We start from the raw sequence: 13,969 nt of genomic DNA on the forward strand, positions 1-13,969 counted from the left end.
GTCAGGCCAGCCAGCGTCCGTGCCGCAGCACCCGGCGCAGGCCCAGCTGGTCGTCGAGCACCACGGCGTCGGCGTACATGCCCGGGCGCAGGTCGCCGACGTCGTCGAGCCCCGCCGCGTCCGCGGGGGTCGAGGTGACGGCGGCGACCGCGTCGCGGAGCGGGATGCCGCAGTCGCGGACCGCCCAGCGCAGGCAGTGCAGCAGCGTCGCGGTGCCGCCCGCCAGCGAGCCGCCCGGCACCCGGGCCACCCCGTCGGTGACGGTGACCGGGCGCGGTCCCAGCCGGTACTGGCCGTCGGGCATGCCCGCGGCCTGGGTGGCATCGGTGACCAGTACCACCCGGTCGGGGGCGGTGGCGAAAACGAGTGCGCCGAAACCGGAGTCGACGTGCACGCCGTCACCGATCACCTCCACGAACGCCTGCCGCTGAGCCGCCGCCACCAGGCCCGCCGCCACCGGGCCGGGCGCGCGGTGATGCAGCGGCGGCATGCCGTTGGCGAGATGGGTGACCAGGGTGCCGCAGCCCTGCGGGCTCAGCGCCGCCCGGAAGCGAGCGAAACTCGAATCACTGTGCCCCACCGCCACCACCACGCCGCTGTCGGCCAATTGTTTGGCGGCGGTGTCGAATCCGGGGCGTTCGGGGGCCAGGGTCATGACCCGCAGTTGACCGTCGGTGGCATGCAGGAGACGGTCGATGAGTTCCGGGTCGGGATCGGTGAGATAGCCGAGATCGTGTGCGCCGCAGCGGGTCTGAGACAGGAACGGGCCCTCGATGTGGACGCCCGCGATCACCCCGTTCGCGGCGAGCCGGCGCAGCATGGCAGCCTGCGCCACCATGGTGTCGGGGGCGGCGGTCACGATGCTGGCGAGCACGCTGGTCGAGCCGCGCCGATGATGGAACGCCGCGGCCTCCTTGGCCTCGGTCGCGTCCTCGGTATCGAAGCGGTACCCGAAACCGCCGTGCGTGTGGATGTCCACCAGACCCGGCACCACCGTGCCCGCGTACACCGGCGGCAATTCTCGGTGCGTGGTGGCCCATTCGGTGGCCGGTCGGACCGCGGCCACCCGCTCACCCCGCACGGTGATCACGCCGTCCTCGAGCACACCCGCGCGGGTCACCACGCGGCCGCGCAGTTCCAGGCCGCGTCGCCCGCTCGCCAGACCCGTTGCCGCGTCAGCCATCACGCCACACCCATCAGCTCAGAATGACCGATCGCGGGACGGTGCGCGGGTGTTCGGTCCTGTCGATCTCCTGTTCAAACGAATCACATTCGGGCGGTCGCCGAGTTAGATTCGAGAGATACCAATCATTCGGCCTGAAAATTGCTCTCTCGAAACCAATTTCGATTCGGCAGACGGCGAATTGAGGGGCGCCGTCTGCCCCTGCACCCACTGAATCGGGCGCCACCCGATTCAGATGGGGCGCAGCACCACCAGGCCCGGGACCGTCGTCAGATACTGGGTCAGCGGAGTGTCGACGACCTGCTCGTTCGCGGCCAGCGAGGACGCGTTGCGGAACATCGGCCCATTCGGGGTGTCGATGAAAATACCCACGTGGGTGACGTCCAGGCCCGCGGCATCGGTGTACGCGCCCAGGAAATCGCCGGTGCGCAGATTGCCGATCACCGTATTGTCGACCGCCGCGGCCGGAACATAGGTGATGTCACGGTCCACCACCGGCAGGCCGGGAAGATAGTTGCCGCCATCGGCTTTCGCGTTCAGATGCTTGGTCACGGTGACCGCGGCGGGTGTGAGGCCGCGCGTGATATCGGTGGCGGCCGTGCGGTTCACCGCCGCCCAATCGGTGAAGAAGTGCTTGCGGCTGGCGAATTCCACCCGCGAATCCGCGTAGCGGGTGGCCACCAGGTTCTGCACGAACTGGGCGCGGTCGGCCGAGCGGCTCAGCGCGTCCACGTAATCGAGATAGGTGAAGCAGTCGACCCGCCGGAAGTCGACCACCAGCTGCTCGGCCCGGGTGGCCGAGCCGATCAGCATGTTCGCCCCGTAAGGGGTGCCGAGGAAGCGGCCGGACAGTTGCGCGATCGCGTCGGTCCGGGCGCCCGGGATCGAGTTGCGCAGCGCGAGCAGCTCGTCCAGCTGCCGGGAGGTGGACTCGTCCAGAGCCGGTTCGGCCGGCGCGGCCAGAGCTGGTTCGGCCGGCGCGGCCAGGGCCTGCGACGGCGGCAGCGCCAACGCCGAAACCAGCGTGACCAGCATCAGCAGTAGCCGGGTCAGTATGCGCACGAGCCCTCCCTCGGAACGAGACTGCCCCTGACACTACCGAGTGGGGCTGCCGTTGGCGTCGAACGTGCCCTGGACCTGGTGCTCGATGTAATCGCGAACAGCGGAAATGGGAGCGCCGCCAACCGATCCGGCGAAGTAGGAACCGGACCACAAGTGTGTCGCCCGCCAGTAGTGACGTGCGAGTTCGGGATATTCCTGCCGCATCCGCCGCGAGGAGACGCCCTTGAGCGAGTTCACCAGCTTCGACAGCGCCACTTTCGGGGGGAAAGTCACCAGCAGGTGCACATGATCGGCTTCCCCGTTGAACTCGACCAGTGCGCATTCGAAGTCCGCGCACACCTGCCTCATGATCTCTTCCATCTTGGGCAGATGCGTGTCGGTGAACACTCGACGTCGATACTTAGTGACAAAAACCAAGTGTGCGTGAAGTGCAAAAACACAGTGTCTACCAGTTCGAATATCGTCAGATACGCGCATAGACCAATGATAAGATTTTGGTGTGCAGCTCCGGTACAACTATCGCGTCTACCCGACGCCGGGCCAGCGGGTAGAGCTGGCGAGGGCGTTCGGGTGCGCGCGAGTGGTGTACAACGATGCCCTGATCGCGCGTCGGGAGGCGTTCGCAGCGGGTCAGCGAGTCAGCGACGCGGAACTATCCAAGCGGCTCACCGCCGCCAAGGCGACTTCGGAACGGGCGTGGCTGGATCAGGTGTCCTCCGTCGTACTGCAGCAGGCCCTCGCGGATCTGAATACCGCCTACCGGAACTTCTTCGAATCGGTCGTGGGCAAGCGGAAGGGTGCCAGGGTCGCGCCGCCGAAGCTTCGATCCCGCAAGGACAATCGGCAGTCGATTCGGTTCACCCGCAATGCACGTTTCCGGGTGTTGGCGAACCGGAGACTTCGGCTTCCGAAGGTGGGAGATGTGCCGGTTCGCTGGTCGAGGGAGTTGCCCTGCGAGCCATCGAGCGTGACCGTGATCAAGGATGCCACCGGCCGATATTTCGCCTCGTTCGTGGTCGACGTCGAGACCGAACCGCTGCCGCCGACCGATTCCGACACGGGCATCGATCTCGGCTTGACGACGTTTGCGGTGTTGTCGGACGGAAGGATCATCGACTCACAACGATTCCTGCGGCAGGCCGAACGCAAGCTTGCCAACGCACAGAAGTCCTTGTCCCGCAAAGCGAAGGACTCCGGGAACCGGGCCAAGGCCCGGATCAAGGTGGCCCGAGCGCACGCGAAAGTGGCCGACACGCGCCGCGATTGGGCGCATAAGCAGTCCACGATCATAATCCGCGACAACCAAGCGGTGTACGTCGAGGACCTGCGCATCAAAGCTCTCGCCCGTACACGTATGGCGAAGTCAGTGCACGACGCGGGGTGGGGAATGTTCATCCGGATGCTCGAGGAGAAGGCCGCACGGTATGGCCGTACCTTCGGCAAGGTAAACCGGTTCTTCCCGTCCACGCAGATGTGCTCGGTGTGTGGTGCGTTGGACGGGAAGAAGCCGCTGCAAATCCGGGAATGGTCGTGTAGGTGCGGCGCCGTCCATGACCGGGACGTGAACGCCGCGCGCAATATTCTGGCCGCAGGACGTGCGGACAGCCCAACGCCTGTGGAGCTGGTGTCAGCCTCGGTTTCGGTCGAGCAACCGGCGATGAAGCAGGAACCCACCGGCAGCGCGGCACAGCCGACGCTGGCCGGAATCCCTATCCTTCAGGGTGGGGAGGACGTCAACCCAGCAGGCCGCCCAGCAGGCCACCCTGCTGTCCGGCTTCCTGCCCGCCGCCGGTCCCGCCGATGAATCCGCCCGGCGGCAGCTCCGACGGCTGCACGATCACGAAACCGCGACCCGAGAACGAGAGCGTGAGGCCCTCACCGGTGCTGCGGCCGATCAGGCGGGCGAAACCCATGGAGTCGTTGCGCTTGATCCCGGTCTGCAGACTCGACGACCACGCCACCGCCGCCTGCGGGTCGGCATAGGTCGGCTGATCGACGTTCAGCACCACCGGCTGGCCGTGAGTCGTGATGGCGATCCGGCCGCGACCGGTGAACACGCAGTTGAAGAACCCGGCATTGCTGGCGTAACCGGCCGCGCCCTGCACCCGCTGGATGTTGTAGGACAGCGAGGAATCGAAGGCCAGCACGTTCGCGCCGTTGATGGTCAGCCCGTCGGTGCCGTCCAGATCCACGACGTGCACATCGGCGGCGGCATTGGCCAGGAACAGATCCCCGCGCCCCTGCACCTGCATGAGCGGCACGCCCTCACCGGTCAGCCGCTGCTGGATGGCCCGCCCGATCCCGCCGGACCCGAGCGCCTTGAATCGCAGATCACCCTGATAGGCCACCATCGACCCGGCCCGCGCCAGCGTCTCCCCGTCGACCGCGACGCGAATCATCTTGCCGCCCTGCTTCTGGATGCCGAAACCGCTGACCTCGGCGTGTTGCGGATTGAACAGCTCGCTCTGCACGGGCGGAACTCCTTGTGATGCGGGTGTATTCGGAACAGGGGCCGCGGGCGGATACGCGGGCGGTGAGAAGGACTGCGGGGCAGCGGGCATCGGCTGCGGAGGCGGTGGCACCGGCTGCTGGTAGGGCTGCGGCGGCACCGGCTGCTGAGAGGACGGCGCGGGCGCCGGCTGCTGGTGGGGCGGCGCGGGCATGGTGGGCGGCGGCATCTGCTGCGGCGCCGGGTTGGGCTGTGTCGGCAGGTAACCCGCGGGCTGGGGCGGCGGCGCGAAGGTGGTCGGCGGGGGAGCCGGGGCGGGTTCCGGTTCGTCGTCGATGTTGACGCCGAAAGCCGCGGCGAGACCCGCGAGCCCGTCGTCGTACCCCTGGCCGACGGCGCGTACCTTCCAGCCGTCACCGCGCCGGTAGATCTCGACGCACACCACGGCGGCCTCGCTGGTCAGGCCGTTCATGGGGAATGTCAGTGTGCCCGCGTCGGATCCGATGGTGGCGGTCAGCGAGCCCGCCGCCCCGGCGAAGGTGGCGGGGCCGCTGCCGTCGAGGCTGGCGGTGATGGCGATCTTGTCCACGTCGGCGGGCAGCGCGGCGGTGATCACGTCGACCATGTCGCCCGCGCCGCGGCCGTGCCGGTACACCACGCCGGGACCCACCGGCTGGTTGAAGAAGATGAAGTCACCGTCGGATCTGACCCGCCCGTCCGCGCCCAGGAGCAGCGCGGACACATCGACCGCGACGGAACAGGTGACGGTGACCGTCATCCGGTCGGCGGGCGCGGGCCGGTTCTCGCCGCGCGCGAGGGCGGTCACCGGTGTCCTCCGCGGTCGGCGCGGACCCGTTCGGGCGATAGACGATTCACGGCATCCAGTGTGTCGAAACTCGGCCGCCAGGGCCATCCGGGGATACCCGGAGTCCGCGTGGCGCCCGGTGCGTCGTCAGGCCGCGCGGTCCGTGCGCTCGGTGTGGTCCGGGTGCGGCAGGTCGGCTTCGTACTGGGCCCGGTGCAGCGCGCAGCGATATTTCGGGCCCGGCTTGATGTAGGCGGGGTCGAGCCGCTGGGTGAAGCTGAGGTTGTCACGCCGCCAGCAATCGATGCACATCGGCTCGGTCATGGCGTCCTCCTCTGTCGTCGCTTCCGCGAAGGGTATGCGGGAGAGGGATTCCCACTCACGGCCTGTTTCGGATATAGGTCCGGGCACTCTTGCGTAACGGATGCGGCCGGTTTGCCGACCGGTCGGTTGCTTAATGGGTGTCACGGGCGCGCCACACGGACGCGATCAGGCATCCCGCGATCACCGCGTACGCGACGACGTAACAGTTCAACAGGATCGGGGAGATGGGCCACGAGGGCGGGAACAGGAACCAGCCGACCACCACCCAGGTATCGGTCCAGTGGTATGCCCACGCGCCGGTCGCCACATAGACGGCACCGGCCGCCGCCCACCAGCGCGGGTCCGACACCGCGCGATGCACCAGGTAGACGAACAGCGGCAGGAACCACACCCAGTGGTGATTCCAGGAGAACGGCGACACCACGCACGAGGTCAGGCCCGCGAGCGTGACGGTCAGCAGCTTCTCGCCGCGCCGATAGAGTTCCGCCGCGAGCAGCAGCCCGCCGATCGCCACCGGCGCGGCCAGCAGCAGCCACAGCCATTGCGGCACTTGGCCACCCGTGAGGTGCGCGATCGTGCCGCGCAGGGACTGGTTGGCGGGCTGGCTATCCGGGGCGATCCGGTCGGACTGGAAGAAGGTGCGGGTCCAGTACTGCCGGGAATCCGAGGGCAGCACCGCCCCGGCGAGCCCGATCGTGAAGACGAAGGTCGCCGCGGCCATCACCGCCGCCGCCCACTGCCGCAGCACCACGAACTGCGCCACGAAATACAGCGGCACCAACTTGATTCCCGCGGCCAGCCCGACCCCGGCACCGCGTATCCGGCTGTTCGGCGGGCGCGAGAAGTCCCACAGGATCAAGGCCATCAGCACCAGGTTGATCTGGCCGTAGTAGAGGGTGGTTCGCACCGGCTCCAGGAACACGCAGGTGGCCGTGAGCAGCGCGCTCAGCCCGGCCAGTTGCCAGGTCAGGCGGTAGCCGAGGACCCACCAGCACGACAGGACGCACGCGTAGAGCACGCCGATGTTCAGTGTCAGCCAGGTATTCGTGACGTACGGCCACGGGATGGCCAGCATCGGCAGGAAACTCAGGGTGGAGAACGGGGTGTAGGTGAAGGACAGCCCGCGATGGGTGGTCTCGGTGTAGAGGGGATGCCCGTTGTAGATCTTCCAGGCGCCGTCGCGATAGACGTGCACATCGAAACCGCCGGCCAGGAAGCCCACCTGGTCCAGCCAAGGGTCGACGGTGGTGAATATCAGTGCCACGGACAGCGCCGCGCCACAGGCCAGCACCCACGCCGTCGTTCGATTCCACGGTCGCGGTGGCGCACCGGAATCGCGCGCCACCGCTTGATCTTTCGATTCGACCACACCGTCTTGCGTTTCAGCACCGATCAACACCCAACCCACCTCAGATGTGCGATACCCCCTCCCGGATGTGCTGAACCCTACCGGCAGGATTTGATGGTTTCGTCACACCACGGTCCCGCCCGGCGGGCCCTGTCGTTTCCCCGCGCCCCAGTGGTTGAAGACCAGGTTCAGCACGAAGACCACGATCACCGCCGAGGTGATCGGGCTGCCCGCGATCATCTGGAAGTCGGTGGGGAACTGCTTGTAGATGTTGGGGGCGACCGCGGGCAGCAGCGCCACCGACAGGGTGACCGCGATGATGAGCATATTGCTGGTCCCCTCGAACTGGACCTTGTGCAGAATGCGCAGGCCGACCGCGGTGACCATGGCGAACATGACGGTGGCCGCTCCGCCGACCACCGGACCCGGCAGGGCCGCGACCACGCTGCCCACCTTCGGCACCAAGCCCAGCGCGACCAGCATGCCGCCGCATGCCGCCACCACCCAGCGGCTGCGTACCCCGGTCAGCCCGACCAGGCCGACGTTCTCGGCGAAGGCGGTGTCGGGAAAGGAGTTCATGAAGCCGGCCAGCACCGCGGAGAAGCCGTCGGCGGCCAGGCCGCGCGCCAGGTCGGGCGGTTCGAGCTGCTTGTCGACCATCTCGGCGACGGCGACCATATCGGCGGTGGACTCGGTGAAGGTCACCAGCATGACCACGCACATGGAGATGATCGCGCCCAGATGGAACTCGGGCGCACCGAAGATGAACGGCCGGGACACGGCGAACCAGCCCGCCGACCCCACCCCGGACATGTCCACCAGATGCATGGGCACCGCGACCAGCGTGCCGATCGCGACGCTGAGCAGCACGGCCAGCTGACTGATCAGACCGCGGCCGAACCGGTGGATCACCACGATCAGCGCGATCACCAGCCCGGCCAGCGCGATGTGCGAGATCTGGCCGTAGTCGGCGGCTTTCGGGTCGTCCCCGGCGATCAGCCCGGCATCCGCGCCGATCAGCGACAACCCGATCACGCAGATCACGCAGCCCGACACCAGCGGCGGGAAGAAGCGCACCACCATGGCGAAGAAGCGGGCGATGATCAAACCGAACACGCCCGACACCAGGATCGCGCCGTACACGGTCGGCAGCCCGGCCTCACCGCCGCCGAACTCCTGCGCGATCAGGATCATGGGCGAGACCACGGTGAAGGTCGCGCCCGCGACCACCGGCAGTCGTACACCCAGGATGCGGCCGATGCCGACCGCCTGAATGATGGTGACGATGCCCGACACGAGCAGATCGGCATTGACCAGCAGGGCGATGGTGTGGGCGGGCAGCTTCAGCGCCCCGCCGACGAGCAGCGGCACCGCGACCGCGCCCGCGTACATGATCGCCAGATGTTGCAGGCCCAGCAGGAACAGCTTGGGTGGCGGTGGTATCTCGTCGACCGGGTGACGGGCCTTGACGAGTCCGGTGGCGGCATCGATTTCGGATTTACGGGAGGGGCGCACTTTTGCGAGAAAGCGCATTTGCATGACAAGCCTCCTGGAACACGTGGATCACCGGCCGGGGGAGGCCGTGACCACGAACCGAATGATGGCGCAGGAAATACCGGGTCCGCAGCGGATTGTTCGATTGTCCAGCCGGTTCGGCGTGGCTCCCGGCCGCCTTCGTATTTTCCTACAGAATCACACGGTCAGCGGCGTCCCGTGTTGACCGAATATCCCGCCGGACGTAGGTTCAGGCCACATAATCCGTGGTCACAGACAGGAGGCGAGCGGATGTCCACCAACTCCGATCTGCGTCGCCTGGCTCATCGCACGGTGTGGGTGCCCGGGCGCGTCGCCCACGGCTGCTGAGCCGGCTTTCTCGACGAGCGGAATTGATCCGCCGACACTGGATAGTGCAATCGACGACGAAAGCGGCCGGCAATGGCAATTTTCATGACGGTGAACGGAAAATCGACACCGATTTCTCCCGCGGCGACGCACACCACCCTGCTGGATTTTCTCCGGGAGCACGGACTCACCGGATGCAAGGAAGGCTGTGCGGAGGGTGAATGCGGCGCGTGCTCGGTCCTGGTGGCCCGGCCGGGCCGGATCGAGCCGACCGAATGGGTGGCGGTCAATGCCTGCCTGACCCCGGCCGTCGCGCTGGAGGGACAGGAGGTCGTCACCGCGGAGGGGCTGGGCACCGCGGCCGCGCCGCATCCGGTGCAGCGGGAGCTGGCGGTGCGCGGCGGCTCGCAATGCGGTTACTGCACACCGGGATTCGTGTGCAGCATGGCCGCCGAGTACTACCGGCCGGATCGGACGGTCACGGACGAGGTGTGCGCGCACGGCGAGACCGGGCCCAATGGCTTCGATCTGCACGCGCTGAGCGGGAATCTGTGCCGCTGCACCGGCTACCGGCCGATCCGCGACGCCGCCTACGCGGTCGGCGAACCGGCCGAGGATGACGCCCTGGCCCGGCGGCGCGAGGCCGACGCGCCGGAACCGGCGGCGACCGACTTCAGTTCCGATGGGCGGCGATTCGTGCGGCCCGCGTCCCTGGCCGAGGCGCTGCGGCTGCTGCGCGACCATCCGGACGCCACCGTGCTCGCGGGCAATACCGACCTGGGCGTGGAGGCGAATATCCGTGGGCGGCGGACGGATTACACACTGGCCGTCGACCGGCTCCCCGAACTGCGGGAGCTGGTGATCGGCGCGGATCGGATCGAACTCGGCGCGGCGCTGACCCTCACCGAGCTCGAACGCGGGCTCGCCGGCCGGGTGCCGCTGCTGTCGGAGTTGTTCCCGCAGTTCGCTTCTCGTCTCATCCGCAACGCCGCCACGCTGGGCGGCAACCTCGGCACCGGATCGCCGATCGGCGACGCGCCGCCGGTACTGCTGGCCCTGGAAGCGTCGGTGGTGCTCGCGGATGCCGACGGGGAGCGGGAGGTCGCACTGGCCGACTACTTCACCGGCTACCGGAGTTCGGTGCGGCGGCCCGGGGAGCTCATCCGTTCCGTGCGCGTCCCGCTACCGCTCGCGCCCGTGGCCGCCTTCCACAAGATCGCCAAGCGACGGTTCGACGACATCTCCAGTGTGGCAGTGGCTTTCGCTCTCGATATCGACGACGGCGTGGTACGGCGGGCCCGCATCGGACTGGGCGGCGTGGCCGCGACACCGGTGCGCGCCTACGCGACCGAGGCGGCCCTCGAAGGGCGGCCCTGGACGGAGGTCGTCATCGCCGCGGCCGCGGACATCCTGCGCGGCGAAGGCACACCGCTCGACGATCATCGCGCCAGCGCGCGATATCGCAGCGCCATGCTGGGCGAGAGCCTGCGAAAACTGTTCTCCGACACCACCGAGACCGCGGGGGTGCTGTCATGAGTCACCTGTCGCGACGACCCGACAATCCCGTCGTGGGGATCGCGCTCCCGCACGAGAGCGCCGCGCTGCACGTCACCGGGACCGCGCTCTACACCGACGACCTGGTGTACCGCACCAAGGACGTGCTGCACGCCTACCCGGTGCAGGTCCCGCACGCGCACGCGCGGATCACCGCCCTGCGCACCGAGCCCGCGCTGCGGGTGCCCGGCGTGGTGCGGGTGCTCACCGCCGCCGACGTGCCCGGCGTCAACGACGCGGGCGTCAAGCACGACGAACCCCTGTTTCCCGACGAGGTCTGCTTCCATGGGCACGCCGTGTGCTGGGTGCTGGGGGAGTCCCTGGAAGCCGCGCGGCTGGGGGCTGTCGCGGTGGAGGTCGACGTCGAACCGCTGCCGTCGATCATCACCATCGCGGAGGCCGAGGCTGCCGGGAGCTTCCAGGGCGTGCAGCCCGAAGTCCGGTGTGGCGACCTGGAATCCGGGTTCGCCGCCTCGGCGCACATCTTCTCCGGGGAGCTCACGTTCTCCGACCAGGAACACTTCTACCTCGAAACCCACGCCGCCCTGGCGCAGGTCGACGAGGCCGGCCAGGTGTTCGTGCAGTCGAGCACCCAGCATCCCTCCGAGACCCAGGAGATCGTGGCCCACGTGCTCGGGCTGCACAATCACGAGGTGACCGTCCAATGCCTGCGTATGGGTGGCGGATTCGGCGGCAAGGAGATGCAGCCGCACGGTTTCGCGGCCATCGCCGCGCTCGGCGCGACCCTCACCGGACGCCCGGTCCGGTTGCGGCTCAACCGGACCCAGGATCTGACCATGTCCGGCAAGCGGCACGGCTTCCACGCGCGCTGGCGGGCCGGGTTCGCCGCCGACGGGCACGTGCTGGCCCTCGATGCCACGCTGACCTCGGACGGCGGCTGGAGCCTGGACCTGTCGCAGCCGGTCCTGGCTCGCGCGCTGTGCCACGTCGACAATCTGTACTCGATTCCCAACGCGCGCTTCCGCGGTCGCATCGCCAAGACCAACAAGCCGTCCAATACCGCCTTCCGGGGGTTCGGCGGACCGCAGGGGATGCTCCTCATGGAGGACCTGCTGGGGCGGTGCGCGCCGCTGCTCGGCCTGGATCCGCGAGAACTGCGCCGCCGCAACTTCTATCGCCCCGGACAATTCACGCCCTACGGGCAGGAAGTGCGTCACGCCGAGAGAATCGCCGAGACCTGGGATCAAGTCCTGGCCAACGGTGAGATCGACTCCCGCACCAGGGAGATCGCCGCTTTCAACGCGTCGCATCGGCACGTCAAGCGTGGGCTCGCGGTCACCGGCGTCAAATTCGGCATCTCGTTCAACATGACGGCCTTCAACCAGGCCGGGGCACTGGTGCTGATCTACAAGGACGGGTCGGTGCTGATCAACCACGGCGGCACCGAGATGGGGCAGGGCCTGCACACCAAGATGCTGCAGGTGGCCGCCACCACGCTGGGCATCCCGCTGCACAAGGTGCGGCTGGCGCCGACGCGAACGGACAAGGTGCCCAACACCTCCGCGACTGCCGCCAGTTCCGGCGCCGACCTCAACGGCGCGGCGGTGAAGAACGCCTGCGAACAGCTGCGGGAACGCCTGATCCGGGTGGCGGCGACGCGGCTGGGCGTCAACGCCTCCGATATTCGCATCGCCGACGGCGTCGCCCGCGCCCTCGGAGCCGGTGCCGAGGCGGTTCCGTGGGACGACCTGGTGCGCACCGCCTACCTGCAGCGGGTCCAGTTGTCGGCGGCCGGTTTCTACCGCACCGAGGGCCTGCACTGGGATGCCGAGACCATGCACGGGTCGCCGTTCAAGTACTTCGCCTACGGGGCCGCGGCCACCGAGGTGGAGGTGGACGGGTTCACCGGCGCGTACCGGGTCCGCCGGGTCGACATCGTTCACGACGTCGGCGACAGTCTGTCCCCGCTCGTCGACATCGGCCAGATCGAGGGCGGTTTCGTGCAGGGCGCGGGCTGGCTGACCCTCGAGGACATCCGCTGGGACACCGGCGACGGACCCGGGCGCGGCCGGCTGCTGACCCAGGCCGCCAGCACCTACAAGCTGCCGAGCTTCTCGGAGATGCCCGAGGAGTTCAACGTCAGCCTGCTGGCGCACGCGCACGAGGAGGGCGTGGTGTACGGGTCCAAGGCGGTGGGCGAGCCGCCGCTCATGCTGGCGTTCTCGGTACGCGAGGCGCTGCGGCAGGCGGCCGCCGCCTTCGGACCGGAGGGGGTGAGCGTGGAACTCGCCGCGCCCGCCACTCCGGAAGCCGTGTACTGGGCACTCGACGCCGCCCGTCGCACCGGCGAATCCGTCATGGAGACAGGCGAATTCGCCGCCGGGGAAAGCGTGCCCGCCGGTGCCTGACCTGACCTGGGTCACGGCCGTCGCGCGACTGCGCGAACGCCGGGAACCCGGTGTGCTGGTCACCGTGGCGACGGTGCGCGGTCACGCGCCCCGCCGCGCGGGCGCGAAAATGGTGGTGGGGCAGAGCGATACCTGGGGTTCGATCGGCGGCGGCAATGTCGAGGCCGTCGCCGTCGAACGCGCCCGTGAGCTGATCGCCCACCCGCCCGCGGAACCCGAGCTGATGGACTTCGCCCTCAACGACAAGGTCGTCAACCAGCACGGCGTGCAGTGTTGCGGCGGCACGGTCACCGTCCTGCTGGAACCGCTGCCGGTACCCCCGGCCGTCGCGATCTTCGGGGTCGGCCACGTGGGGCTGGAACTGGCCCGCATCCTGGCCCGCCACGAACTGGATCTGCACCTGATCGATACCCGGCCGGACATGCTCGCCGCCGGGCGGCTCGCGGCCCTGGACGACGCCATCGCCATGATCCACACCCACCGCGTCGCGCTGCTGCCCGAGGAGGTGCTGGGCCACCTGCCGCCCGGTACCCACGTCCTGATCATGACCCACGATCACGCGGAGGACGCCGCGCTCTGTGACGCCGCCCTGCGCACCGAGGGGCTGGGCACCATCGGGCTGATCGGGTCCCCGGCCAAATGGGCGCGCTTCACCAAACGGCTCACCGCCGAGGGTGGGCACCCGCCGGAAGTGTTGGCGCGCATCAAGACTCCGATCGGGCTGGCCGACATCACCGGCAAGGAGCCCGCGGTCATCGCCGTCAGTGTCGCGGCGGATCTGCTGCGCGCCTTCGAATCCGGCGCGGCCGACTGACCCCGGAGGCGGTCACCGGCGGGGGCGCGGATCTCCCCGGCCGGGGTCCATCGACCAGCCCAGCGTGCGCGGGCCGCCGCGGGTGCCCCACCCACCTCGATCATGAGCCCACCAGATCGCCCAGTGTGAGGCCCGCCGTCACCAGCACCCGCACCCGACGCTGATGGGACTGCTCCTCGGCCGAACCCGGCAAGCGCGATCCCGGGGTGAGGGGCCCAG

The 13,969-nt window shown here is 68.6% G+C and carries 11 protein-coding genes; 4 read left to right on the plus strand and 7 right to left on the minus strand.

Annotated elements, in window-relative coordinates; genetic code table 11:
- Position 1: 1 nt before the first annotated feature.
- The 3 genes from ABZ412_RS32450 to tnpA all read right to left on the minus strand — a co-directional run bounded on the left by ABZ412_RS32450 (position 2) and on the right by tnpA (position 2,722).
- Complete coding sequence (locus ABZ412_RS32450) at positions 2-1,183, minus strand: amidohydrolase family protein (RefSeq protein WP_357287981.1); 1,182 nt, start codon at positions 1,181-1,183, stop codon at positions 2-4.
- Between the two features lie 231 nt (positions 1,184-1,414).
- Entirely contained in the window at positions 1,415-2,245 is an 831-nt protein-coding gene (locus tag ABZ412_RS32455; RefSeq protein WP_357287984.1) for a DUF1460 domain-containing protein, read from the minus strand.
- 33 nt (positions 2,246-2,278) lie between these two features.
- Positions 2,279-2,722 carry an IS200/IS605 family transposase gene (tnpA, locus tag ABZ412_RS32460; RefSeq protein WP_357287987.1) on the minus strand — a complete coding sequence of 148 codons (444 nt, stop codon included), beginning with the start codon at positions 2,720-2,722 and terminating at the stop codon, positions 2,279-2,281.
- 22 nt (positions 2,723-2,744) lie between these two features.
- On the opposite strand from tnpA, the gene ABZ412_RS32465 reads away from it, so the two are divergent.
- On the plus strand, positions 2,745-4,049 hold the full coding sequence (locus tag ABZ412_RS32465; protein WP_357287988.1) for a transposase: 1,305 nt from the start codon (positions 2,745-2,747) through the stop codon (positions 4,047-4,049).
- Here ABZ412_RS32465 and ABZ412_RS32470 read toward each other — a convergent pair.
- From ABZ412_RS32470 to ABZ412_RS32485, 4 genes are all read right to left on the minus strand, one after another.
- The gene (locus ABZ412_RS32470; RefSeq protein ID WP_357288080.1) at positions 3,979-5,472 is read right to left on the minus strand and encodes an AIM24 family protein; all 1,494 of its coding nucleotides are present in this window, start codon (positions 5,470-5,472) and stop codon (positions 3,979-3,981) included. The genes ABZ412_RS32465 and ABZ412_RS32470 overlap by 71 nt on opposite strands.
- A gap of 174 nt (positions 5,473-5,646) precedes the next feature.
- Positions 5,647-5,823 carry a hypothetical protein gene (locus ABZ412_RS32475; protein WP_357287990.1) on the minus strand — a complete coding sequence of 59 codons (177 nt, stop codon included), beginning with the start codon at positions 5,821-5,823 and terminating at the stop codon, positions 5,647-5,649.
- A 130-nt stretch (positions 5,824-5,953) separates the two neighbouring features.
- On the minus strand, positions 5,954-7,168 hold the full coding sequence (locus tag ABZ412_RS32480) for a glycosyltransferase 87 family protein (RefSeq protein ID WP_357287993.1): 1,215 nt from the start codon (positions 7,166-7,168) through the stop codon (positions 5,954-5,956).
- Between the two features lie 126 nt (positions 7,169-7,294).
- Positions 7,295-8,710, minus strand: a complete 1,416-nt coding sequence (locus ABZ412_RS32485) for a nucleobase:cation symporter-2 family protein (protein ID WP_357287996.1) — start codon at positions 8,708-8,710, stop codon at positions 7,295-7,297.
- Between the two features lie 408 nt (positions 8,711-9,118).
- Between ABZ412_RS32485 and ABZ412_RS32490 the strand changes: the two genes are divergently transcribed.
- Genes ABZ412_RS32490 through xdhC form a run of 3 tightly spaced genes read left to right on the plus strand, consistent with a single transcriptional unit; the run spans position 9,119 to position 13,750 of the window.
- Positions 9,119-10,549 carry an FAD binding domain-containing protein gene (locus ABZ412_RS32490; RefSeq protein WP_357287999.1) on the plus strand — a complete coding sequence of 477 codons (1,431 nt, stop codon included), beginning with the start codon at positions 9,119-9,121 and terminating at the stop codon, positions 10,547-10,549.
- 32 nt (positions 10,550-10,581) lie between these two features.
- On the plus strand, positions 10,582-12,936 hold the full coding sequence (xdhB, locus tag ABZ412_RS32495; RefSeq protein ID WP_357288002.1) for a xanthine dehydrogenase molybdopterin binding subunit: 2,355 nt from the start codon (positions 10,582-10,584) through the stop codon (positions 12,934-12,936).
- A complete protein-coding gene (xdhC, locus tag ABZ412_RS32500) occupies positions 12,929-13,750 on the plus strand; it encodes a xanthine dehydrogenase accessory protein XdhC (RefSeq protein ID WP_357288004.1) in 822 nt (273 codons plus the stop codon). Before xdhB ends, xdhC begins: the two co-directional genes overlap by 8 nt.
- Positions 13,751-13,969 lie beyond the last annotated feature (219 nt).

Source organism: Nocardia sp. NPDC005746 (genome assembly GCF_040630785.1).
Lineage (GTDB): Bacteria > Actinomycetota > Actinomycetes > Mycobacteriales > Mycobacteriaceae > Nocardia.